At 30.0% G+C, this 24,047-nt stretch carries 22 protein-coding genes and 1 pseudogene; 11 read left to right on the forward strand and 12 right to left on the reverse strand.

Translation table 11 applies throughout. From position 1 onward, the window contains the following. Positions 1-4: 4 nt before the first annotated feature. Genes N2251_RS11125 through N2251_RS11140 form a run of 4 tightly spaced genes read right to left on the reverse strand, consistent with a single transcriptional unit; the run spans position 5 to position 5,381 of the window. The gene (locus N2251_RS11125) at positions 5-2,434 is read right to left on the reverse strand and encodes a sulfatase-like hydrolase/transferase (RefSeq protein WP_260586787.1); all 2,430 of its coding nucleotides are present in this window, start codon (positions 2,432-2,434) and stop codon (positions 5-7) included. A gap of 11 nt (positions 2,435-2,445) precedes the next feature. After that, positions 2,446-3,876 (reverse strand): glycosyltransferase family 2 protein, encoded by a 1,431-nt coding sequence (locus N2251_RS11130; RefSeq protein WP_260586788.1) that lies wholly within the window; start codon positions 3,874-3,876, stop codon positions 2,446-2,448. A 1-nt stretch (position 3,877) separates the two neighbouring features. Continuing rightward, on the reverse strand, positions 3,878-4,993 hold the full coding sequence (locus N2251_RS11135; protein WP_260586789.1) for a hypothetical protein: 1,116 nt from the start codon (positions 4,991-4,993) through the stop codon (positions 3,878-3,880). A 16-nt stretch (positions 4,994-5,009) separates the two neighbouring features. Beyond that, entirely contained in the window at positions 5,010-5,381 is a 372-nt protein-coding gene (locus tag N2251_RS11140) for a response regulator (RefSeq protein ID WP_260586790.1), read from the reverse strand. A 90-nt stretch (positions 5,382-5,471) separates the two neighbouring features. Here N2251_RS11140 and N2251_RS11145 point away from each other — a divergent pair, with 90 nt between their 5' ends. The 5 genes and pseudogenes from N2251_RS11145 to N2251_RS14065 form a co-directional block, all read left to right on the forward strand. Then, the gene (locus N2251_RS11145) at positions 5,472-5,846 is read left to right on the forward strand and encodes an Hpt domain-containing protein (protein ID WP_260586791.1); all 375 of its coding nucleotides are present in this window, start codon (positions 5,472-5,474) and stop codon (positions 5,844-5,846) included. A 10-nt stretch (positions 5,847-5,856) separates the two neighbouring features. Next, on the forward strand, positions 5,857-7,635 hold the full coding sequence (locus tag N2251_RS11150; RefSeq protein ID WP_260586792.1) for a sensor histidine kinase: 1,779 nt from the start codon (positions 5,857-5,859) through the stop codon (positions 7,633-7,635). A 2-nt stretch (positions 7,636-7,637) separates the two neighbouring features. Further along, complete coding sequence (locus N2251_RS14015) at positions 7,638-7,826, forward strand: sensor histidine kinase (protein ID WP_376741007.1); 189 nt, start codon at positions 7,638-7,640, stop codon at positions 7,824-7,826. A gap of 3 nt (positions 7,827-7,829) precedes the next feature. Continuing rightward, entirely contained in the window at positions 7,830-8,246 is a 417-nt protein-coding gene (locus N2251_RS11155; RefSeq protein WP_260586793.1) for a response regulator, read from the forward strand. Positions 8,247-8,415: 169 nt separating this feature from the next. Then, positions 8,416-8,944, forward strand: a pseudogene (locus N2251_RS14065) (transposase); the annotation flags it as partial. 170 nt (positions 8,945-9,114) lie between these two features. On the opposite strand, the gene N2251_RS11165 reads toward N2251_RS14065, so the two are convergent. From N2251_RS11165 to N2251_RS11195, 7 genes are all read right to left on the reverse strand, one after another. After that, entirely contained in the window at positions 9,115-9,372 is a 258-nt protein-coding gene (locus tag N2251_RS11165; protein WP_260586795.1) for a DUF6952 family protein, read from the reverse strand. Between the two features lie 80 nt (positions 9,373-9,452). After that, the gene (locus N2251_RS11170) at positions 9,453-9,761 is read right to left on the reverse strand and encodes a thioredoxin family protein (RefSeq protein WP_260586796.1); all 309 of its coding nucleotides are present in this window, start codon (positions 9,759-9,761) and stop codon (positions 9,453-9,455) included. Between the two features lie 80 nt (positions 9,762-9,841). Next, positions 9,842-10,483 carry a peroxiredoxin gene (locus N2251_RS11175; protein WP_260586797.1) on the reverse strand — a complete coding sequence of 214 codons (642 nt, stop codon included), beginning with the start codon at positions 10,481-10,483 and terminating at the stop codon, positions 9,842-9,844. A gap of 144 nt (positions 10,484-10,627) precedes the next feature. After that, positions 10,628-11,791 (reverse strand): sigma-54-dependent transcriptional regulator, encoded by a 1,164-nt coding sequence (locus tag N2251_RS11180; protein ID WP_260586798.1) that lies wholly within the window; start codon positions 11,789-11,791, stop codon positions 10,628-10,630. A gap of 50 nt (positions 11,792-11,841) precedes the next feature. Then, entirely contained in the window at positions 11,842-12,681 is an 840-nt protein-coding gene (locus N2251_RS11185; protein ID WP_260586799.1) for a mechanosensitive ion channel family protein, read from the reverse strand. 13 nt (positions 12,682-12,694) lie between these two features. Then, positions 12,695-14,017: an ABC transporter permease gene (locus tag N2251_RS11190; protein ID WP_260586800.1), complete on the reverse strand. Its 1,323-nt coding sequence runs from the start codon at positions 14,015-14,017 to the stop codon at positions 12,695-12,697. A gap of 3 nt (positions 14,018-14,020) precedes the next feature. Next, positions 14,021-14,950 (reverse strand): ABC transporter ATP-binding protein, encoded by a 930-nt coding sequence (locus N2251_RS11195; protein ID WP_260586801.1) that lies wholly within the window; start codon positions 14,948-14,950, stop codon positions 14,021-14,023. A gap of 189 nt (positions 14,951-15,139) precedes the next feature. On the opposite strand from N2251_RS11195, the gene N2251_RS11200 reads away from it, so the two are divergent. From N2251_RS11200 to N2251_RS11215, 4 genes are read left to right on the forward strand one after another with little or no spacing between them, the layout of a single operon-like run. Further along, positions 15,140-15,598, forward strand: coding sequence for a MarR family winged helix-turn-helix transcriptional regulator (locus N2251_RS11200; protein ID WP_260586897.1), 459 nt, complete (start codon positions 15,140-15,142; stop codon positions 15,596-15,598). A gap of 18 nt (positions 15,599-15,616) precedes the next feature. Beyond that, entirely contained in the window at positions 15,617-18,022 is a 2,406-nt protein-coding gene (locus tag N2251_RS11205) for a 3-hydroxyacyl-CoA dehydrogenase/enoyl-CoA hydratase family protein (protein ID WP_260586802.1), read from the forward strand. A 3-nt stretch (positions 18,023-18,025) separates the two neighbouring features. Then, positions 18,026-19,216, forward strand: coding sequence for an acetyl-CoA C-acyltransferase (locus tag N2251_RS11210; protein WP_260586803.1), 1,191 nt, complete (start codon positions 18,026-18,028; stop codon positions 19,214-19,216). A 19-nt stretch (positions 19,217-19,235) separates the two neighbouring features. After that, positions 19,236-21,032, forward strand: a complete 1,797-nt coding sequence (locus N2251_RS11215) for an acyl-CoA dehydrogenase FadE (RefSeq protein ID WP_260586804.1) — start codon at positions 19,236-19,238, stop codon at positions 21,030-21,032. Positions 21,033-21,353: 321 nt separating this feature from the next. On the opposite strand, the gene N2251_RS11220 is transcribed toward N2251_RS11215, so the two are convergent. Further along, positions 21,354-21,554 (reverse strand): hypothetical protein, encoded by a 201-nt coding sequence (locus N2251_RS11220; protein WP_260586805.1) that lies wholly within the window; start codon positions 21,552-21,554, stop codon positions 21,354-21,356. Positions 21,555-21,762: 208 nt separating this feature from the next. On the opposite strand from N2251_RS11220, the gene N2251_RS11225 reads away from it, so the two are divergent. Beyond that, positions 21,763-22,392: a helix-turn-helix domain-containing protein gene (locus tag N2251_RS11225; RefSeq protein ID WP_260586806.1), complete on the forward strand. Its 630-nt coding sequence runs from the start codon at positions 21,763-21,765 to the stop codon at positions 22,390-22,392. 186 nt (positions 22,393-22,578) lie between these two features. Next, a complete protein-coding gene (locus N2251_RS11230; protein ID WP_260586807.1) occupies positions 22,579-23,787 on the forward strand; it encodes an amidohydrolase family protein in 1,209 nt (402 codons plus the stop codon). Positions 23,788-24,047 lie beyond the last annotated feature (260 nt).

The raw sequence follows: 24,047 nt of genomic DNA on the forward strand, positions 1-24,047 counted from the left end.
TTCATTATTTTAAACTTTTATAATATTTTATAAACTCTTTATTTTTAGGGTGAACTTTTAAAATGCTATCCATCATTTTAATTGACATTGCCTTTTTATTTAAACGTGCATATGCTTTTGCGACTTTAAAAGCTACTTCTGGATTCTTAATATTATTTTTTAATGCTTTTTTTCCAATATCGATTCCCTTTTCATCTTCATTAGACCACCAATATAAATCTAAAATTGCCGAATAAGGGTCGTAATAAAAGGGCTTTCTTTTTATTGCACTTAAAAATTCTTTTTCTGCTTCCTTATACTTTCCATCCCATGATAAAGTCCTTCCTTTTAAGGTTCTAGCATCAGTATGATTAGGGTATTGATTCAAAATATAATCACATAACAATCTTGCATTTTCTCGCTCGCTTTTAAAGGCTTTATCTCTTGCTATAAGAAAGAGTTCATCCATTGTTTTGTCTTTAGATACCTTTTTTATATATGTTCTTTCTACTTCTGAAAACTCAACCTTTATCGATTTTACATTACCTCCTACAGATGTTGGATATATTTTATTTTTTGTTGTGATATAATTATTTATTTTCTTAAATTCTAAAAAGGCATCTGTTACCGTTTTCAACATTTCATCATCAGAGACTCTCTTTGTATTAAAAGAAGCATCTATTTTATATAAATCACCTGCATTGTATAAATACTCTTTATAAATAAAATCTTTTAAGCCACCTTTATAACGCATCAACCCTATTTCGTGTGTATTTCTAAAATGACGTGTTGTATCTAAACCTGTACCCATCCAAGCAGTTTTACTAAGATTTTCTATCTCATAATTATTAGATAAGAAAGACATTAAACTTGGCGCAACGTCCCAATGAGATGAAATAGATTTAAATCGTACTGGTTTTTTTAACATCGGGCTGTAAATAGCTAAAGGAACATGATATCTACATAGTTTATCTTTTTGTTCTATGGGTACAATTCGATGATCTCCTGTAAACACAAAAATAGTATTTGCATAATCTGGTCTTTTTTCAAAATCTTTCATGAATTTCTCAACAGATTCATCTACGTAAATATGTGCTGCATAAATATCTTTATATTTATTTACCTCACTTTTTGAAACTTGTATTTTTTTATTGAATTCGACAATACTATCGACTTTTGTTCTGTATCTATTTATTTCTGGAATTTCAAACGGACTGTGATTACTAAGTGTCATAATAACATCTAACCTTGGCCCTTTCTTTTCATCTAAAGTACTTATCATTTTTCTAAACAATTCAGCATCTGGATATCCCCAAGAAAAACCGTCTGAATTACCTTTTATTTTTTGATATCCTTCACCGTACTTATTTTCATCTACTACAAAATCAACACCTTGGTATTCTAAAAAATTGATAACATTATCGAAGCTAGATTGCGAACCTGAATAGAAAGAAGTTGTATAGTTATTTTCTTTTAAGATACTAAATAACGAAACATGCGTTGGTGTTTCTGGTATTTCTAAAAAGCCTGTATTACCAAAAGGAAGTGACCCTAATAATGACGGTAAAACTCCAAAAGTTCTTCCTGTTGTACTTACAAAGTTTTCCCAATACAATGATTTATCAATTAGCTTATCCATAAAAGGAGAAAAGCCACTGTAATTTCTTCCATCTACGAACTCTGCTCCCAATCCTTCTAAAGATACGATAACAATGTTTGGTCTTTTATTTGATTCTATATTAAAAAATGGTTTTAAAACATCTTTTGTTGCTTCGGATGGTTTTAATAACGGAAATTCATTTACATCTGAAACTTCATAAGAATCAGATTCATACTTACTAAATTTAAACTGTATAATATCTGAAACCAAAAATTTTATTTTATTCTGATATTTAGCATCGCTAAACTCTTCAATTAAAAACTTAGCTAAAAATGAAGTTATCAATAAAAATATTACAATTTTCACTATTAGACTATCTAATATCTTGTTGATTAGAAACCGTCTTAACATCAAAAAAAATACTGGAAATATGAATAATGCTATAAGATTTAAAATCGAAAAAGGAGCTGATGATGAAACCGTCATAAACATATCATCAATTGAGTAACCTAATAAATCTGCACCAAGATTCAATAACGTTTTTATACTATATTGTATTAACGCTAATTCTAATAATATAAGTAACACGCCTATTATTAGCACAAAAATATTTGCCAGTTTTTTACTCTTTAAATTTATTACTAAATAAATCGGGTAAAAAAACAAACCTATAAGTAAGGTTGCTATAAAATTATTTAAAATTTTAAAACTTATTAATTGCAATACTATCGTTATAGTTTTGTCACTATCATAATTAGTTACAATTTCAACAAAACTTAATAATAAAAACGTTATTAATAATGCAAATATTGACTTTAAATATATTAATAATTCTTCTTTATTAAAAAAACTCATAATTTATTTTATTAATTATTTAACCCTTTTCTTGTCATCATTCCCCACTTTTTCTTTTTATTAAAATAATAATCATAATTACCTTTTATTGCCGCATATAGTGTAATTGGGTGTAACAAAAAAGGCTCTAAAAAAATAGTTAACATCAACTTAAGCCCTGTTCCTTTTTTAGGATATTGATGATACGTGTGTTCTTCTGTAAAAATAGCTAACAAACTATATGCAACTGCACTTAAGTATGCCGCAAGAAAAAAGCCAAGAATATACATTTCTTGTAAGTCTCTTACAATCACCAAGAATATAAAAAAAAACACCCCTATTAATTCTACAATGGGCGCCATTCTTTCAAACAAAAACCAATACGGAAAACTTAACAACCCTAGCACTTTATATTTATAATTTAAACCAATATTTCGGTGAGTTTTTAAGGTTTCTATAGTTCCTCTAGCCCAACGATTACGTTGTGAAATTAATATTTTATGATTATCCGGAGCCTCTGTCCAACATAAAGGATCTGGAATATAAGCTACTTTATATTTTTCATTTTTCTCCTCCATATACTTCCTCATCCGCACTACAACCTCCATATCTTCACCTACCGTTTTTGTATCGTATCCACCAACTTTTAGCATTATATCTTTATCAAACATACCAAATGCACCTGAAATAACTAGCAATCCGTTTAGCCTACTCCATGCCATTCTTCCTAATAAAAAAGAACGTAAATATTCTAGCACTTGCATCCTAACCAGTAAGTTATCTGGAAAATTTACATCTATCAATTTACCGTTTTCTATTTTACAAGAATTAGCAATTCTTATTACACCTCCAGAAGCAATTACTTTTAAATCGGTATGCTCTAAAAAAGGTTTAATCATTTTTTGTAAACAATCTTCAACCAACAAGCAGTCAACATCAATACAAGCTACATAATCATTTTTACTGATATTTAAACCAGTATTTAAAGCATCTGCTTTACCTCCATTTTCCTTATCTACAATAATTAAGTTTTTAAAGGCAGGGTTTTTAGATTTAAAAACACCTGCTCTTAAAGGCTTCGTTTCAATTGAATCATTAATTAAATAATCAACTTTTTCTAATTGATAGGTTTTTATTAATTTATCTAAACTATCATCTGTACTTCCGTCATTTATTATAATTACCTCATAATTTACATAATGGGTAGATAGTAGTGATCGTATATTTTCTACAATATTTAAACTTTCGTTGTAAGCGGGTGCTATTATTGAAATTGACGGAGCTAACTCTGAAGATAGAATATCTTTATAATTTACATAACTATTTTTTTTAAAATAATTAATAGTTTCTACTCTTGAATATGCTGATAAAAGAATATAGGATGTGAATATTAATACTGAGTAAATCAGAAATAAATATTGAAATATATTTACTATAAGTGATATTATTTCTGCTTGACTCATTCTATAAATTATTTTCAGTGTAATTTATAATTCTAATACTATTTTCATCTTTTAGCTCTTCTTTTAATTTTAAGAAACTTTTAAAATTTATTTCTTTTAAAATCCTAATGGCTATAACTTTAATTTCAAATACAGTATTATTTACATGCTGTAATATAAATGATTCATCTTCTATTGAATGAATTTCTTCAATATATTTAAAAACTGCTATTTGTTCTTTTGTATTAAAACTCTCAAAACTTATTTTAAGTAAGGGCTTAGCTTCTATGGCATAAAAATCTTTTAAAAGATTAATTACTTTGTACTTAATATCATCGCTTTCATGGTGAAGTAATAATATTATTTCGTTTTTTGTATCTAATAAACCATATATTTTAACAAAATTTAGAGCAAAACCAACTACATATACGTTTTTAGATCTTAACCACTTTGTTATTTTATCTAAACTTGGCGTTTTTTGATTTTTAAATTTTGAGAGTGCTTCAAAAATACCAATTTCATCCCAAAGAGATATTGACACTTTTAGCTCATTTAAAAAGTCTAGGCCTTCAAACCCAAATAATTCTAAAAAATATAAATAGGCCTGTCTGCGAACTTCAGCATTTTCATGGTTTAAAAAATTTTTTATCCTTTCTCTCTCTTCTTCTATTCCAAACTTTCTACAGTCTCTTATAGCAATAACTATAATGTGCCATTCTTTAAAATGTAGCCTTAATTTTGTTTGCTTTAACAAACCTACTTCTCGGTACATTTTTTTCGCAGATTCTTCCATAAGACCAGAAACTTCTCCTTTAAATTTTAATAAAGCTTCTGTAAGAATTCGTCTGTTATATACTTTTTGTAACGAAAATTTAATTTCCTTAATAATTAACCTTTGGGCATTGTTTACCTCTAAGCTTTCTTTATTTGCATATAAATAAGAAATTATAAGTTCTTCGTATTTTTTTTGCTGCTTTTTTAAGTAAATCTGACGCTCTCTTATGCGTGTTCTTAAACGTTTTAAATATATGATAGCTATTGATAAGAAAATAAAAAACACAACAGCGAGTATCCAAACTATTTTTACAAAAATGGGATAATCTTTAAAAAAGTAAAAATCTAAAGAGATGAAAATCATAAATTATGATAATTATTTACAAAAGCGCTCTTTTTACCCGAATAATCAATTCATTTGGACTTAATGGCTTATTCATAAAATCATTAGCTCCTAATTTAAAGGCTTTTATGACCATCTCTTCTTGTCCTGTTGCAGAAAAAACAATTATAGGGGTTTGTTTTTTTAGTACATTTCTAACATGGCTTATAACTTCTAAACCATTTACATAATCCATCATTATATCTGTTAAAATTAAATCTGGCTTATGCGTTTCAATTAGTTCAATTGCTTTTTTACCATCTTCGGCAATAAATAAATCATAACATTTTTCTTTCTCTAATTTTAACTTTATCAGCATTAAAAATATCGAATTATCTTCTGCTATTACAATTTTTTTGTTATAACTCATTAATGTTCTATCTTTTAGTATATTTACTTTTATATAGATAATACATATATGGTATTTAAAGGGAATTACGAACTTACTAAAATTTAACTAATGTTTGATAAAAAAAGGAACCCAAGTAGCATTGTAGATACTTCTTTTTTGAATGAACAATTAGATGGTGACCCAGAGCAAATCGCAATGATGATCTCTCTTTTTTTAAAGCAAAGTCCCAAAAAAATAGCTGAACTAAAGGAAGGCGTTCAAAAAAATGATTTTATAGAAATTAAAGCTGCTGCTCACTTTTTAAAATCGTCTTTTGCTATCATGGGTATTTCTTCTAAAGACCTTTTATCTAAAGTTGAAAAATTAAGCGCTACAAATAGTGAACTCGAAAAAATAAAAGCCTTCTGTACAGTTATATTTAAAAACTATCAAGAAAGTATTCTTGAATATAAAAAAATACTTTCTTTCATCAATACTAAATAAACTATTATATATGCCTAGTAAATACATCCCTAAATTTATTGACTTTGCAACAAAAAATAATTTTAAATTAACCTTAGTAGCCTTACTCCTTTTACATAATATTCTAATAACAGTAGCCTGGACATTTAAAATCCCGCTATTTTATTTTACGGATAGTATAGCTTCAATCAAATTTAACACTGCTTTTTTATTCTTATTATCGTTATTTATTTTACTTATATATGATAACAAAGACAAGTTGTTTACTATTTTATGCTTCGTTATTACCTTATTTATATTTGGATTAAGTACAGCCACATTACTAGAGTATTACACTACTTACAATTTTAATACGGGTAATTTTTTAGTAACAGACACTTTTACAGAAGAACTTCCTGGAAGAATGTCTGAAGCAACTTCATTCTGTTTTGTTTTTTTAAGCATAAGTTTTATTGGTTTAAAACTCCTCAATAATACTACTAAAAAATTTGTGCGATATGCTATTTTCATACCATTATTTTTATCTATTTTTTCTATTATTCTCTCTATATTTCAAATTCCTATCGAAGAAAGAATATCTTTCTTTAAAACAATGTCCACACAAACCTCTGTAAGTTTTCTACTTATTTCTTTACTCGTAGTTTTTAATTCTTTTAATCTGCATTTTTATCAAATGTTATTTGGAAATAATATCGGTAGTAAATCTTTACGTAGTTTAACGCCTTTCATTGTACTAATACCTATTCTGTCGAGTATTTTATTACTTAAATTTATAGACGATAAAGTTATAGACCCTCATTTTGGTCTTATTACACATACTGCTGTCCTAATTTTTTTAAGCCTTATTTATATTTATAATATTTCTTTAGGTTTAAATAAAACAAATCGATTTAGACGAAAACTTAAAGAAAATATCGTTGATAAAAACGAAGAGTTAACACAATTTAAATACGCTTTAGATCAGATTGCAATTGTAGCTATTACTGATGAAAACGGAGTTATTAAATACGCAAACAATAATTTTTGTAAAATCTCAAAATACCCAATAGCTGAAGTTATAGGTAATACAAGTACAATTGTTAGTTCTGGTTATCATTCAGAATCTTTTTACTTAGGTGCTTGGGAAAAAGTATCTAAAGGTGAACCTTGGTTTGCTGAAGTAAAAAATAGAGCAAAAGACGGTACTTTTTATTGGACAGATACTGTTATTGTTCCGTTAAAAAAGAGAGCAGGACATATTGATGAATACATGGCTATTAAGCTAGACATTACTAAGAAAAAAGAAGCTGAAGAGTTATTAAACTCTAAATATGTAAAATCTTTAGAGCAAAAAAATAAAGAATTAGAGCAATTTGCTTACATCGCCTCTCATGATTTACAAGAGCCTTTAAGAACTATTACTAGTTTTTCTGATATTCTTAGAGAAGAATATAGCGACAAACTTGATGAACAAGCAAAGATGAGTTTTAAATTTATCACTGAAGCAACTGGTAGAATGAGTTCTCTTATCAAGTCTCTATTAGAATATTCGAGATTAGGACATCAACAAAAACTAACTACCATTAACTGCAATACAATACTTAAAAATATTATAACAGATTTAAATACAACAATAACACAAACAAATACTTCAATTAAATCAGAAGAACTACCTGTTTTAAAAGGGTCTAAAACTGGAATTAGATTATTGTTTCAAAACTTAATTACAAATGCCATAAAATTTAGAAAAAAAGAGCGTGCTCCTATTATAAAAATTAATGCTGAAAAAAAGGTGCTTTTTGGGAGTTTTGTGTTGAAGATAACGGAATAGGTATTGCTGAAGAGTTTCAAAAAAAGGTTTTTGCTATCTTTCAAAGACTACATTTAAAGAATGAATATGAAGGAACAGGAATTGGCCTTGCGCATTGCCAAAAAATCGTTAACTCACACGGCGGAGAAATTTGGATAGAATCATCACCCGGTAAAGGAAGTAAGTTCTTCTTTACCATTCTAAATGAATAAATTATGAAAAAAAAATTAAATTGCATTTTATTAATTGATGATGACGAGGCTACGAACTATATGCATCAATTAATTATAAAAAAAAATGATTGTACGAACACTATCGTTTGCAAACAAAACGGACAACTTGCTTTAGACTATTTATTATCTATTGATGATAAAGGAAACGTACAACCAGACATTATCTTTTTAGACATTAATATGCATGGAATGAATGGGTGGGGTTTTTTAAAGCATTATAATAAGCTAAATAAAGAACAACAAGCCAAAATAGTTGTTGTTATGCTATCAACATCTACAGATCCTGTAGACGTGGAAAAGGCTAAAGACATAGAATATGTAAGCCGTTTTAATCCAAAACCTTTAACAAATAATATGTTAAACGATATTTTGAAAGAACACTTTCCTCAAAATTTTTAAAATTATTTTTAATAGCGTATTCTTTTAGAGTTTTATCCTCTTTAAGAATACCCTATATATTTACCACCTAACTATTACACCTAATTCTCCGCATTTTTTGTAATAAACCACTGTTGAATTCTAAAAGGTTTTCTTCGTTGAAAATAACAAGGGACTTTCTAGAGCTTGAAAAAAATCCAAAGTCATCAATAAACCATTTACACTACTGTTTGGACTTAGAACTGATGGTAAAAAAGAATTATATGCCTTTTGGATGAGTGTTTTAACAGATATAAAAGCCCGAGAAATACAAGATACATTAATCACTGCAACTGATATTCAAATAGCTTTACAGGCACTATAAAAACCATTTTACCGAACTCGGTTACTCAAATATTGACCACGCATAAAATACTGTTTTTAAACCACTTACAAACAAACAAAAAAAAAAAAGACTTTAAAATAAAGTATACGACAAATATTCTTATGCCATAAAAAGTTGTTAAAACGACTGGAATGAACTCACCGTGTTTTTTGATTTTCTTATTGAAATAAGAGCCATAATTTACACCACTAATCTTATTGAAAACCTAAACGGAAAAATTAGACAGCATACCAAAAAAAAATTGTCGTTCCCTACGGATGAAGCGATAATGAAACTGGTCTTTTTAGCACTAAGAAGAATTACTAAAAAATAGACAATGCCTATTAGAAATTGAGGTATTATACTAAATCAATTTTTAGTTGTATTTCAAAATCAGGATTAAACTATAAATAATCTAATTATGAGTTTTTGAACTTACACAGGTTTTAGTACAATGTCTCAAATTATTTAACAAAAAAATCCCGAGTATTTAATACTCGGGATTTTTGTATATCAATCTTAAAATTATTTATCAATAGCTCCTAAAACACGTTTCATAAAATTATTTAACGCTTCCTTTTTAGGAGTACCATCTTTAACCATTTTATCAACCTCAAGAGCACCATACATGTTTGAAATCAACTCACCAATAACATCTAACTCTTCATCTTTTAAAGACGAAACTTCCGTTAAAGCTTCTAATGTTTCAATTGTTTCAAGTATATAGTCTTGATCATTTTCCTCAATAAATGAAGTCAAATGTTTTATAACAGGTAATTTCATAACTACTTTCTATTTTTTAGGTCTAGTTAAGTCGAGACCTTATTAATACAATTTCTCTACTTTACTAAGTTCTATAGAAATTATACTACTTCGTTTACTAAATCTTTTAACACATCAAACTTATTGGTTTGTGTTTGATTTACAAATACACCGTTTACAAAAGTTGCAAAGGTTGGCAAATTACTAACGTCTGCTAATTTTCTACTTTCAGGAAATTTTTCTGCATCTGCAATTACGAAAATAACTGATTCGTTTTCAGAAGCTAACTTCTTAAACTTAGGTTTCATTATACGGCAATTACCACACCAAGTTGCAGAATACTGTACTACAACAGTTTTATTTCCTGCAATTAATTCTTGTAAATTATCTTGACTTAATTCTTGTACCATAATTTTATTTTATGAGAAAGGAGTCCGTGTATTTCATCCCCCAATTAGTACACGAACTAGATTCCTTTCATAGTATTATATTAGTGTGATGCTAAATATTCAGCAGTTCCTTTTGCATTTGGTTTCATAGCATCTTTACCTTCTTCCCAGTTTGCAGGACAAACCTCTCCGTTTGTTTGTACATGAGCATAAGCGTCAATTAAACGTAAAAATTCATTTACATTTCTACCAACTGGCATGTGGTTAATTCCTTCATGAAAAACAGTTCCTTCTTCGTCTATTAAATACGTAGCTCTGTAAGTTACATTATCTCCAACAACTTGTACTGTTTGTGTAGCTTCGTCAAAAACCTCATCAGTAATATCTAAAATACCTAAGATTGATGATAAATTACGGTTGCTATCAGCTAATAAAGGGTAAGTAACTCCTTCAATTCCTCCGTTATCTTTTGGTTGATTTAACCATGCGAAATGCACTTCAGGAGTATCACAAGAAGCTCCGATTACAATTGTATTTCTTTTTTCAAATTCACCTAAAGCTGCCTGAAAAGCGTGTAATTCTGTAGGACATACAAATGTAAAATCTTTTGGATACCAGAATAACAATACTTTTTTCTTGTTATTTACTGCTTCTTCCAACACATTTAATTTGAACGTATCTCCCATCTCGTTCATTGCGTCTACATTTAAATCTGGAAATTTTTTACCTACTGCTGTTGCCATTTTTTTATTTTTTATTGATTTTTACTCATTTTTGATACCACAAATATACCAAGCTAAACAAGTAGAAAAGAAAAAAATTGATGCTAATTTTTGATTTCAATATCAATTTTACTTATAGTTCTATTTGAGTGAAATCGATTTAAACTATTTACTTGCAAATAACTTGATATCGTTTTCAGAAACTTCTTTTTCTCCAAGAATAATTAAACGTTCAACTACATTTCGCAATTCACGAATATTACCTGTCCAATCATAGGCTTGCAGTAATTTTATAGCACTACTCGAAAACCCTTTCTTTGGCATTCCTTGCTCTGTTGATATTTTCTCAGAAAAGAAATCTACCAATAAAGGGATATCGTTTCTTCGGTCATTTAAAGCAGGTACTTTAATTAGAATTACTGCTAAACGATGGTATAAATCTTCTCTAAATCTACCTTCTGCAATTTCCTTTTTTAAATCTTTATTTGTCGCTGCTACGATACGTACATTTACTTTTATGTCTTTATCAGAACCTACACGTTGAATTTTATTTTCTTGTAAAGCACGCAATACTTTCGCTTGCGCAGACAAACTCATATCGCCAATTTCATCTAAAAAAATAGTTCCGCCATTAGCAGCTTCAAACTTTCCTGCACGGTCTTTATTAGCACCTGTAAAAGATCCTTTTACGTGACCAAACAACTCACTTTCTATCAATTCAGACGGAATCGCAGCACAATTCACTTCAATCATTGAACCTTTTGCTCTGTCTGATTTTTCATGCAACCAATGTGCTACTAATTCTTTTCCTGTTCCGTTTGGCCCAGTAATTAAAACTCTAGCGTCGGTAGCAGCTACTTTTTCAATGATTTCTTTAATGTGCGTAATTGCATCACTTTCACCAATCATTTGGTAACTTTTACTTACCTTTTTCTTTAATCGCTTGTTTTCTACAACCAATTCTTTTTTATCCAATGCATTGCGCACTGTATTTAATAATCGATTTAAATCTGGTGGTTTAGAAATATAATCAAATGCTCCTAAACGCATGGTATTTACCGCAGTATCTAAATCTCCGTGACCAGAAATCATTACCATCGGAATTTCAGGCTTTATTTTTTTTGCTTTTTCCAATACTTCAACACCGTCCATTTTTGGCATTTTAATATCGCATAAAACCAAATCGTAGTCTTTATTTTTAATCATTTCGATACCTACCAATCCATCTTCAGCTTCTTCAACCTCGTAAGCATCATTTTCTTCTGATATTATTTTTTTTAACACTCTACGGATTGCCGCTTCGTCTTCTATGATTAATATTTTTGACATTCTTCTTTAATTTATTTTTTTATAGATTACAATAACCGCGCCAACCGAAATTACGCTTTAATAATATGAATATCTCTTTGAGGAAATGGAATTGAAATGTTGTTTTCTCTAAACAATTCGTCTATTTTAAAACGGATTTCACTCTGTGGTATCTGTGCCTGAAAACTATCGTTTAATGTAAAGATTAACTTAAACTCTAAAGCACTATCTCCAAAATTCTCAAAAACAACTAAAGGAGCTGGATGTTGAAAAACTTTTGGATGTTCTTTTGCTGCTTTTAACAACAACTCTTTAACCAACTGGATGTCACTACCGTACGCCACTCCTATTTTAACGTTCTCACGGGTTGTAGTTCCGTTTTGTGTCCAGTTATACAAACTGTTAGTTAAATATTTATGATTAGGAATTACCAGCACTTTGTTATCAATTGTTACTGCCCGAGTTGTACGTAATTTTATTTCTTCTACTCTACCTACTTTACCATCTAATTCAATAATATCACCAACATGAACACTTTTATCTAGGATAATAAAAACACCAGAAATAATATCTTGAAAAAAAGTTTGTAATGCTAAACCAATACCAATTAATAATGCTGAAGACGCTACTAATATTGCGCTTAAGTTAACTCCTGCAGAAGATAAACTTATTGAAAAAACGATCAAATAAAGCAACCAACTTGCAAAAGAAAAAATGGTATTGAATTTATTTTTGTCTTCTTCTTCTAATCTGTTCTTTACAAATTTTTTAAAATACTTAAGTATGAATTTTACTATTAGAAAAGCTATAATTAACAATAAAATTGTTTTTATTGTTATATCTATTTCCTTCCCTCCTAAAGGGACTTTAATATTTAAAAAACTTGTAATCTCTTTTAATATATCTTTCATTATAAAAAATTATTTATCCATTATAACGCATCCACTTCCATAAGTCTTTGTAGGTTGGTTTTTTACCATACATTAATATCCCTACACGATAAATTTTTGCTGCAACCCATACAATTACCATAAAAGTAAGAATTAATAGTAACATTGAAATTGCAATTTCCCACCAAGCTACGCCAAACGGAATACGCATTAACATTACAATTGGTGACGTAAAAGGAATGTATGAGAAAATTATTGAAACTGGTCCGTGAGGGTCATTCATTACTGTTGCAAAACCAACATATACTCCTAAAATTAAAGGCAACATTATTGGCATCATAAATTGTTGCGTATCCGTTTCGTTATCTACCGCTGCTCCTACTGCTGCAAATAATGAACTATACAACATATACCCCCCTAAGAAATAGAAAATAAATAAAAAGAACATTTTTACCAAAGGCAATCTAAATATTTCTTGAATAATCATTTCTCCTTTTCCTTCGGATGCTTGCTTCATTGCGTCTAATTGTTCTGCAGGTACTTTAGCTGTTTGCATCTCCATCATATCAATTCCGAAAACCGAAGAAATAATTAAACTAAGTACAAAGAACAAAATCCCCCAGATAAAAAACTGTAATAAACCTGCGGATGCATTTCCTATAATTTTCCCTAACATTAATTGAAAAGGTTTTACAGACGAAACTATAACTTCAATAATTCTACTTGTTTTCTCTTCAATAACACTTCGCATTACAGAAGTACCGTAAATCATAACAAACATCATTAATAAATAACCAGCCAAACCACCCATGGCAATTTTTAATCCATTAATTAATTTAGATGATTTTTCTCCAGAGAAATTAAACATTTTAATATCCGAAGCTATTTTAGATGCTTTTATTTGCGCTAAATCAATTCCGAATTTTGTTAATTTTTCATTACGTAACTTTTTATCAACTTTGCTTTCTAAATTTCCCATAACAGACATACTTGGCGAATCTTTTGAGAAAAACTCAATTGAATTTGCCAACACCTCTAAACTATCTTTTTTAGGAATGTATAGCGCTCCATAATAATCGCCTTCTTCTACTTTCTTTTTAGAATCTTCGATTCCGAGCGCCGTAAAATCTTCGTATTTAATCGTTTTTGAATCTTTAAAAACGTCTTTAGAGAACAATCCAGATTCATCAACGTATACTATTTTCTTTACCTTTTCATCGTTCTTTTTCATCAAGAAAAAAACCAATGCCCCCATACCAATCATTAATAATGGACTTAAAAAAGTCATCATTATAAACGATTTATTTCTAACCTTAGCTATAAATTCGCGTGCTATAATTAATCGTAATTTACTCATCCTTTAACTATTTTTATTTACTGCCTGGATAAAAATATCATTGGCACTTGGTATTAATTCAACAAAATGCTGCACTTGTCCTTGGGTTGTTAAAAAAGATAATAAATCATTTGCTGAGTTTCCTTTTGTTAACTGTACATTTAATTTTAAACCATCATTTAATAATTTAAAATCAGCTGGTAAGACATTAAAACTTTCTTTTAACTTCGTTTCAACCTCTTTTGGATTTGCGGTGTTTACACCAACTTGAAAGGTATTTGTTCTAAAATCCTTTTTTACATCATCTAATTTACCATCTAAAATTTTATTAGATTTATCAATTAAAGCAATATAATCACACATTTCTTCAACAGACTCCATTCTATGGGTAGAAAATATGATAGTAGCTCCTTCATCACGTAATTGTAAAATTTCTTTAGCAATTAATTGTGCATTTATAGGATCGAAACCAGAGAAAGGTTCATCAAAAATTAATAATTTAGGCTGATGTAATACTGTTACTATAAACTGTATTTTCTGCGCCATTCCTTTAGAAAGTTCTTCAATCTTTTTATTCCACCAAGCACCAATATCAAATTTATCAAACCAATATTTCAATCGTTTTTTGGCTTCCGATTTACTCAATCCTTTTAATTGTGCTAAATACAAAGCTTGCTCTCCAACTTTCATCGATTTATACAAACCTCTCTCTTCTGGTAAATAACCAATATATTCTATATGATTGGGCGCTAATTTTTCTCCGTCTAAAATAATCTCCCCACTATCTGGCATTGTAATTTGATTTACAATCCTAATTAAAGATGTTTTTCCTGCTCCGTTAGGCCCTAAAAGTCCAAAAACACTTCCTTTAGGTATTTGTAATGACACATTATTTAATGCTGTATAATCGCCATAACGCTTTACTACATTATTAATTTCTAATAAATTACTCATCGATTTCATGATTTATTTACTGCTGTTTCTCTAGAACCAGTAATGACAAACTTACATATTTTTATACTGATTAGTAACTACTTTACCACAAACGTTACATATTAATTGAATGTTAAATTTACTATGCATGCATAACTTTTTTCAAATTTACTATGCATGCATAATAAATTTTTATATCTTTGGCTTCACATGGATAAAGATAAATCGATAGATCATCAACTTAGAGCCACTTGGCAAGCTGTTGCAAAAATGTACAACGAACAAGCTGCAAAGCATGACAGTACGATGGCAACTGCTTTTGTTTTATTGAATATAGATTTTGAAAACGGAACTCCATCAACTGCTTTAGGTCCTTTAATGGGAATGGAACCAACGAGTCTTTCTAGATTATTAAAAACAATGGAAGATAAAGGGGTTATTTGTAGAGAAAAAAGCCCTACTGACGGAAGAAGTGTTATCATAAAACTAACAGATTATGGTAAAGAAATGCGTGAAATTTCTAAAGGACATGTATATCAATTTAACAACGAAGTACGAAAACACATTACTGAAGAAGAATTGGATTTATTTTTTAAAGTAACAACCACCATAAACAAACTTATTACAGAAAAAACGGTATATAACGATACTAATAAAAAAGCTGTATAAAAACAAACCTATAAACAAATGACAAGAAGAATTAAAAAAGTAGCAATCGTCGGTTCTGGAATTATGGGAAGCGGTATTGCTTGTCATTTTGCTAACATTGGCGTTGAAGTCTTATTATTAGACATCGTTCCTAGAGAACTTAACGACAAAGAAAAGGCAAAAGGACTTACGTTAGAAGACAAAGCTGTTCGTAATCGTTTGGTAAATCATGCGTTAACTGCTTCTTTAAAATCGAAACCATCTCCTATTTATAAAAAAGAATTTGCAAGTAGAATTACTACTGGAAATTTAGAAGATGACATTGCTAAAGTTGCGGATGTAGATTGGATTATGGAAGTTGTTGTTGAACGATTAGATATTAAGAAAATCGTTTTCGAAAAATTAGAAAAATATCGTACTCCTGGTACTTTAATTACTTCTAACACTTCAGGAATTCCTATCAAATTTATGAACGAAGGAAGAAGTGAAGATTTTCAAAAACACTTTGCAGTAACGCACTTTTTTAACCCTCCTCGTTATTTAAAATTATTTGAAGTTGTTCCAGGTCCAAACTGTAAACAAGAAGTTACTGACTTCTTAATGGATTATGGTTCTAAATTTTTAGGAAAAACTTCCGTATTAGCTAAAGATACTCCAGCTTTTATTGGAAACAGAATTGGAATCTTCGGAATTCAATCTTTATTTCACCAAGTAAAAGAATTAGGATTAACTGTTGAAGAAGTTGATAAATTAACAGGGCCAGTAATTGGACGTCCAAAGTCAGCTACTTTTAGAACTGTTGATGTTGTTGGTTTAGATACTTTAGTACATGTTGCTAATGGTATTTATGAAAACTGTCCTAACGACGAAGCACACGATTTATTCAAACTACCAGGTTTCATCAATACCATGATGGAAAACAAATGGTTAGGAAGCAAAACTAAACAAGGATTCTATAAGAAATCAGTAAATGCTGAAGGAAAGAAAGAAATCTTAACGTTAGATTTAGATACGATGGAATATCGTTCTAAAAAGCGTGCAAAATTTGCTACTTTAGAATTAACAAAAACTATTGATAAACCAATTGATCGCTTTAAAGTATTAGTTAGTGGAAAAGATAAAGCGGGAGAATTTTACCGTAAAAACTTCGCAGCAATGTTTGCGTATGTTCAAAATAGAATTCCAGAAATTTCTGACGAATTATATAAGATTGACGATGCTATGAAAGCTGGTTTCGGTTGGGAAAATGGCCCTTTCGAAATTTGGGATGCTGTAGGTGTAGAAAAAGGTATCGAATTAATGAAAGCTGAAGGAAAAGAACCTGCTGCTTGGGTTACCGAAATGGTAGCAAAAGGAGAGACTTCTTTCTATACAGTAAAAGAAGGAGCTACTTATTATTATGATGTTCCTGCAAAAGCGCAAACTAAAAAACCGGGTCAAGATTCATTTATCATCTTAGATAATATTCGTAAAACTACCGAGGTATTTAAAAACTCAGGTGTTGTTATTGAAGATTTAGGAAACGGTATCTTAAACTGTGAATTCCAATCTAAAATGAACACTATTGGTGGCGATGTTTTAGCTGGATTAAATAAAGCAGTTGATTTAGCTGAAAAAGACTTTCAAGGATTAGTAGTTGGTAACCAAGGAGCAAACTTCTCAGTTGGTGCTAATATCGGAATGATTTTCATGATGGCTGTAGAGCAAGAATATGACGAATTAAATATGGCTATCAAGTATTTTCAAGATACAATGATGCGCATGCGTTATTCTTCAATTCCTACAATATCAGCTCCACATGGAATGGCTTTAGGTGGTGGATGTGAATTATCTTTACATGCCGATAAAGTTGTAGCCGCTGCTGAAACCTATATGGGATTAGTAGAGTTCGGAGTTGGAGTTATTCCTGGTGGTGGTGGTTCTAAAGAAATGGCATTACGTGCATCAGACACTTTCCGTACAGGAGATGTTCAATTAAATGTATTGCAAGAATATTTCTTAACCATTGGTATGGCTAAAGTAAGTACTTCTGCTTACGAAGCTTACGACTTAGGTTTATTACAAAAAGGAAAAGATGTTGTTGTTGTAAACAGAGAACGTCAGATTGCTGAAGCTAAAAAGCATGCAGTATTAATGGCTGAAGCTGGTTACACGCAACCTGCTGCTCGTAAAGATGTATTAGTACTTGGTAAACAAGCATTAGGTGCATTTATGGTAGCTACCGATTCTATGCAAGCAAGTAAGTTTATCTCAGAACACGATCAAAAAATTGCAAATAAATTAGCCTACGTAATGGCTGGTGGAGATTTATCAGAACCAACAAAAGTTTCTGAACAGTATTTATTAAACTTAGAACGCGAAGCATTTTTAAGTTTATGTACAGAGCGCAAAACATTAGAGCGTATTCAACACATGTTAAAAACTGGTAAACCATTAAGAAACTAAAAGATGAAAACAGCATATATAGTAAAAGGATATAGAACCGCCATAGCAAAGTCTAAAAGAGGTGCGTTCAGATTTAAAAGAGCTGATGAGTTAGCTGCTGAAACTATCGAATATATGATGGAGCAGTTACCTGATTTTGACAAAAGTCGTATTGATGATGTAATCGTTGGTAATGCAATGCCAGAAGGTTCTCAAGGTTTAAACATGGCTCGTTTAATTTCTTTAATGGGATTAAAAACTGAAGATGTTCCTGGAGTAACCGTAAACCGTTTTTGTTCATCAGGAATAGAAACTATTAGTATGGCAGTTGCAAAAATTCAATCAGGAATGGCTGAATGTATTATTGCAGGTGGAGCTGAAAGTATGAGTTCTGTACCAATGACAGGTTTTAAACCAGAATTAAACTACGATACAGTTGCTGCAGGTCATGCAGATTATTACTGGGGAATGGGAAATACTGCAGAAGAAGTTGCCAATAAGTACAATATTTCTCGTAAAGACCAAGATGAGTTTGCTTTACAATCTCATTTAAAAGCATTAAAAGCACAAGAAGAAAACCGTTTTCAAGATCAGATAGTACCAATTAAAGTTGAAGAAACTTATGTTGATGCAAAAGGAAAACGTGCAACAAGAGAATATACAGTAACTAAAGATGAAGGACCTCGTAAGGGATCAAACATTGCTGGCTTAGAACGTTTACGTCCTGTATTTGCTACAGGCGGAAGTGTTACTGCTGGTAACTCATCTCAAACAAGTGATGGTGCTGCATTTTTAATGGTTATGAGTGAAGATATGGTGAAGGAATTAAACTTGAAGCCAATTGCTCGTATGGTAAGTTATGCTGCCGCTGGTGTTCCTCCTAGAATTATGGGAATCGGACCTGTAGCTGCAATTCCAAAAGCATTAAAACAAGCAGGATTAAAACAAGAAGATATTAGCTTAATTGAATTGAATGAAGCATTTGCTTCTCAATCATTAGCTGTAATTCGTGAATTAGGATTAGATGCAGATATCATTAACGTAAATGGTGGAGCAATTGCATTAGGACATCCACTAGGTTGTACTGGTGCAAAATTATCAGTTCAATTATTTGATGAAATGCGCAAGCGTAATATGCAAGGGAAATACGGAATGGTAACGATGTGTGTAGGTACTGGGCAAGGTGCTGCTGGTATTTTCGAATTCTTAAACTAACAAAAAAAACAAAACAAAAATGGCAGATTTATTAAGAGGAGGTCAATTCCTAGTTAAAGAAACAAAGTGTGAAGATATTTTTACTCCAGAAGATTTTTCTGAAGAGCAAAAAATGATGAAAGAAGCGGTTATGGAGTTTAACGATCGCGAAATCATTCCTCACAAAGAACGTTTTGAAAAGAAAGATTATGCTTTAACCGAAGAGACTATGCGTAAAGCTGGTGCTTTAGGTTTCTTAGGTGTTTCAGTTCCTGAAGCTTATGGCGGATTAGGAATGGGGTTTGTTTCTACCATGTTAACGTGTGATTATATTTCAAGTGGAACAGGATCTTTTAGTACTGCTTTTGGTGCACATACGGGTATTGGTACTATGCCAATTACTTTATACGGTACCGAAGAACAAAAACAAAAATTTGTTCCTGCTTTAGCAATGGGTGAGCGTTTTGGGGCTTACTGTTTAACAGAGCCAGGTGCTGGATCAGATGCTAACTCTGGTAAAACTACTGCTGAGTTAACTGAAGACGGAAAAAACTATAAAATTAACGGTCAAAAAATGTGGATTTCGAATGCAGGTTTTGCTGAGATTTTTATCGTTTTTGCGCGTATTGGTGATGATAAAAACATTACTGGTTTCATTTTAGAATATGACAAAGCAAATCCTAACGGAGTAACTTTAGGTGAAGAAGAACACAAATTAGGTATTCGTGCATCTTCTACACGTCAGGTATTTTTTAGTGATACTTTAGTTCCTGTTGAAAACATGTTATCTGTTCGTGGTGGTGGATTTAAAATCGCTATGAATGCATTAAACGTAGGTCGTATTAAATTAGCTGCTGCTTGTTTAGATTCTCAAAGAAGAGTCATCAATTACGCAACACAATACGCTACCGAACGTAAGCAATTTAAAACTCCTATTGCAGAATTTGGAGCTATTAAATTAAAATTAGCAGAAATGGCTGCTAATGCTTATGTAGGTGAATCTGCATCATACAGAGCTGCTAAAAACATTGAAGACAGAATTGCTATTCGTGAATCTGAAGGAAACTCTCATCAAGATGCTGAATTAAAAGGTGTTGAAGAATACGCTATTGAATGTTCTATCTTAAAAGTTGCTGTTTCTGAAGATGTACAATCTTGTGCTGACGAAGGAATTCAGATTTTCGGAGGAATGGGATTCTCTGAAGAAACTCCAATGGAATCTGCTTGGAGAGATGCTCGTATTGCTCGTATTTACGAAGGAACTAACGAAATTAACAGATTACTTTCTGTTGGTATGTTAGTAAAGAAAGCAATGAAAGGTCATGTTGATTTATTAGGACCAGCAACAGCTGTTGGTAACGAATTATTAGGTATTCCTTCTTTTGATACCCCTGATTATTCTGAGTTATTTGCTGAAGAAAAAGAAATCATCGCGAAGCTTAAAAAAGTATTCTTAATGGTTGCCGGTGGTGCCATTCAAAAATATGGTCCTGAATTAGAAGAGCACCAACAATTATTAAATGCTGCTTCTAACATATTAATTAAAGTGTACATGGCAGAATCTGCAATTTTAAGAACTGAAAAGAATGCAAAGCGTTCTGGTGAAGCTTCTCAAAAAGAGCAAATTGCTATGACACAGTTATATTTATATAATGCAGTAGATGTTATCATCAAAAATGCTAAAGAAGGAATCGTTTCTTTTGCTGAAGGTGATGAGCAACGTATGATGTTAATGGGGCTTAAGCGTTTTACAAAGTATGCAAACTACCCTAACGTAGTTGAGTTACGTAATACAATTGCAGAAAAATTAAAAGCAGAAAATAAATACTGTTTCTAATAATAAATTACAGTTTACATATTGTAAGCTGTTAAAAAACTTCTATAACTTTATAGGTTTTAGAATTTAGTTGTTTGTTTAAAAGACCGTCAAATTAATTTTTGGCGGTCTTTTTGTTTTGACATATCAAAAACTTATATTACTTTTAAATTCATAAAAAAAACTTCCTATTTAAACTTAAAGCTGAACAAGCTAAAAGTAAATTAAGTGAAATAAAACTAGTCATATAACGTATTATCATTTAATTTCAACTCTAAACACCACTATTATACAATCGATGAAAATCTCATTTTTAGAAATTTTTGCACTTATTGCTATACTTCATTGTTTTACGCTAAGTTTAATTATTTTATTATCAAAATTTTTTAAAAGTCCAAATAATAAATTTTTAGGAATTACTTTGTTAATAATAGCAATTGTAGGATTGAATAATTGGTTTTGGGATATAGGAACCAATCCTGCAATTATAAATATTACAGATTTTCTTCTTTGGCAGTTTCTGTACCCTTTAACATATTTCATTTTTTTTTATAAAACATCAAGTTTGTTTATAATAAAACCTGTCAAATTAACGATTCTATTTATTCCTTTTTTAATTCTTAGTTTATCAAATACTATTATATCTTTTAGTACAGTACTTCATTTATATAATCTCCCTATATTAATTGAAAATAATATTTATTTATTTTACAAGTGTATTAGTCTTATATCTATAATTTTTCCACTTTATATGATTATACTTTCATATAAATACACTTTCATAAAAAAAAGCAATCGAAACGAAAAATGGTTAAAATATCTTTGGATAATATTTTCACTGATAATATTTTATGGAGTATTATTAGAAACATATCGATTTATATATTCAGAGAAACTACCATTAACTTATTTATGGTCCTTTAGCTCGGTATTTATTTATTGGTTAATTTACAAAGGCCTATATCAGTTTAAATTATCAAATGATCAATACGAAATACGTACTATCTTAAAAAAAAGACCAAGTAAATCTTCCGATTTTAAAGTTAATGAAAATCCACATTTTCAAAAATTAGTAATTTTACTTGAAGAAAATAAAATACATCATAACCCTAATTTAAGTAGAGATAAAGTAGCTGAAGAACTTGAGATAAGTAGTGGATACCTCTCTCAAATTATAAAAAGCAATACATCATATAGTTTTACAGAGCTTGTTAACTCTTACCGAGTAAAGAGTGTAAAAGAAATGATTAAGAGTTCAACTTTTAATCAATACAGTTTACTTTCTATTGGTTTAGAATGTGGATTCAATTCAAAAACATCTTTTTATACAAACTTCAAAAAAGAAACAGGGTTAACTCCCAATGAGTTCAGAAATAAATAGGTTCTATATTCTTAAAAGTTACTAAAACCGAACTTCAAAAAATAAATAAGCACTTAATTTTGTCCATAAATATTAAAAATTATGCACACACTTAAGAACAACTTATTCCTCTTATTTTTTATTTCAATATTCATTTGCAATGCTCAGACAAAAGTAATTTCTTTTGAGAACGTGAATGTGATACCAATGAATACCGAAACTATTCTTATAAACCATAGAGTGATTATAAGTAATGGTAAAATCTTAAAAATAGAACCTGCTTCTCAGAAAACTACAAATAAGATAGACATTAAAATAGAAGCCTCTGGTAAATATTTAATTCCTGGATTAGTAGAAACTCACTATCATTTACAAAATAATATTGAAAATGAATTTAAACTCTTAATTGCAAACGGTATTACATCCGCCAGAAATATGGCCGAGTACCCTGGTCAAGATCACATTAAAATAAGAGAAAATTCTAAAAAAAAGAGAATCTTATCACCTCATTATTATACCACAGGACCATATCTGAAAAAAAAAGATTTAAGCACAATAGATGCCGTTGAAAAAGTAATTAATCAACATAAAGAAAAAGGTTATGATTATTTAAAAATTGCAGATAATTTACCCAAAAATATTTATTTAAAATTATTAGAACTTGCTCAAAAAGAAAACATTGAAGTTGTAGGTCATGGTCAACGAAGATTGCCTTTAGAATTTTCTTTAAGAATGAAATCTATAGCTCACGTAGAGGAATTTATGAACATTTTTAATAGTGAACAAAAAACCTCAATAGATTTCCTTGAAAAAGCTGTAAAAGAGATTAAAACAAGTGGCATTTATGTATCTCCTACTTTAGGAATTTTCCAAATGATAAGTCGTTATTCAGATAAAAAAAAGTTCTCTAAACTTATTGAAGATGACAATTTAAAATACCTTCCGAATCATTATTCAAGTTATTGGAAATCTGACAAAATAAACTATAGAACAAATTCATGGTTTACCACAAAAGAATCATTAGCGAGACTTGAAAAAGAATTAAAATGGCAAAAAGATTTCACATTAAGACTACACAATCAAGGAGTGCCATTAATGGCTGGAAGTGATACTTATGGATTATTTCTTCCTGGTTTTTCACTTCATCATGAATTAGAGCTGATACATAGCTCAGGTCTGTCAACATACGAAACCTTAAAAACAGCAACTGTAAACCCAGCTCGTTATTTAAATACTATTGCTCTAAGCGGTACAATTACTGAAGGAAAACTAGCAGATATAGTTCTTTTGGATAAAAACCCTTTAGAAGATATTAAAAATACAAAAACAATTTTAGGTGTCGTTATTAAAGGAAAATGGCTCAACAGAAAAAAACTAAATGAAATGTTACTAGAAGTTGAAAATTCTAATAATTAAATCTTAACGATGCTTAAACTTTCTCTTATTTTGAGGTTTTTTTTCTGTTAAACGAAAATAAAACTCAAAATTTGTTGAAACACCAAGTAACAGCTGTATTGAAAATAATAATTTATTATACACATCACTTAAAGCTTACATTAATTTGTAAGCTTTTTATTTTTTATAAGTCTTCGTCCTACTAAAAAATCAGAAACCACTATTAAAATACACTGTTATAAATGTTAAAGAATTGTAAGTAACTTTCTTTTATTAGACTA

Source organism: Tenacibaculum haliotis (assembly GCF_025215075.1).
GTDB lineage: Bacteria > Bacteroidota > Bacteroidia > Flavobacteriales > Flavobacteriaceae > Polaribacter > Polaribacter haliotis_B.

Coding starts and splice junctions, on each gene's coding strand:
- N2251_RS11230 (WP_260586807.1), top strand. CDS start 22,579: ATGAATACCGAAACTATTCTTATAAACCATAGAGTGATTATAAGTAAT.
- N2251_RS11220 (WP_260586805.1), bottom strand. CDS start 21,554: ATGAAATATGTTAAAGGGTACAGAAACTGCCAAAGAAGAAAATCTGTA.
- N2251_RS11185 (WP_260586799.1), bottom strand. CDS start 12,681: ATGAAAGATATATTAAAAGAGATTACAAGTTTTTTAAATATTAAAGTC.
- N2251_RS11205 (WP_260586802.1), top strand. CDS start 15,617: ATGACAAGAAGAATTAAAAAAGTAGCAATCGTCGGTTCTGGAATTATG.
- N2251_RS11130 (WP_260586788.1), bottom strand. CDS start 3,876: ATGAGTCAAGCAGAAATAATATCACTTATAGTAAATATATTTCAATAT.
- N2251_RS11155 (WP_260586793.1), top strand. CDS start 7,830: ATGAAAAAAAAATTAAATTGCATTTTATTAATTGATGATGACGAGGCT.
- N2251_RS11140 (WP_260586790.1), bottom strand. CDS start 5,381: ATGAGTTATAACAAAAAAATTGTAATAGCAGAAGATAATTCGATATTT.
- N2251_RS11175 (WP_260586797.1), bottom strand. CDS start 10,483: ATGGCAACAGCAGTAGGTAAAAAATTTCCAGATTTAAATGTAGACGCA.
- N2251_RS11145 (WP_260586791.1), top strand. CDS start 5,472: ATGTTTGATAAAAAAAGGAACCCAAGTAGCATTGTAGATACTTCTTTT.
- N2251_RS11190 (WP_260586800.1), bottom strand. CDS start 14,017: ATGAGTAAATTACGATTAATTATAGCACGCGAATTTATAGCTAAGGTT.
- N2251_RS11170 (WP_260586796.1), bottom strand. CDS start 9,761: ATGGTACAAGAATTAAGTCAAGATAATTTACAAGAATTAATTGCAGGA.
- N2251_RS11165 (WP_260586795.1), bottom strand. CDS start 9,372: ATGAAATTACCTGTTATAAAACATTTGACTTCATTTATTGAGGAAAAT.
- N2251_RS11210 (WP_260586803.1), top strand. CDS start 18,026: ATGAAAACAGCATATATAGTAAAAGGATATAGAACCGCCATAGCAAAG.
- N2251_RS11195 (WP_260586801.1), bottom strand. CDS start 14,950: ATGAGTAATTTATTAGAAATTAATAATGTAGTAAAGCGTTATGGCGAT.
- N2251_RS11225 (WP_260586806.1), top strand. CDS start 21,763: ATGATTATACTTTCATATAAATACACTTTCATAAAAAAAAGCAATCGA.
- N2251_RS11135 (WP_260586789.1), bottom strand. CDS start 4,993: ATGATTTTCATCTCTTTAGATTTTTACTTTTTTAAAGATTATCCCATT.
- N2251_RS11200 (WP_260586897.1), top strand. CDS start 15,140: ATGGATAAAGATAAATCGATAGATCATCAACTTAGAGCCACTTGGCAA.
- N2251_RS11150 (WP_260586792.1), top strand. CDS start 5,857: ATGCCTAGTAAATACATCCCTAAATTTATTGACTTTGCAACAAAAAAT.
- N2251_RS11125 (WP_260586787.1), bottom strand. CDS start 2,434: ATGAGTTTTTTTAATAAAGAAGAATTATTAATATATTTAAAGTCAATA.
- N2251_RS11215 (WP_260586804.1), top strand. CDS start 19,236: ATGGCAGATTTATTAAGAGGAGGTCAATTCCTAGTTAAAGAAACAAAG.
- N2251_RS11180 (WP_260586798.1), bottom strand. CDS start 11,791: ATGTCAAAAATATTAATCATAGAAGACGAAGCGGCAATCCGTAGAGTG.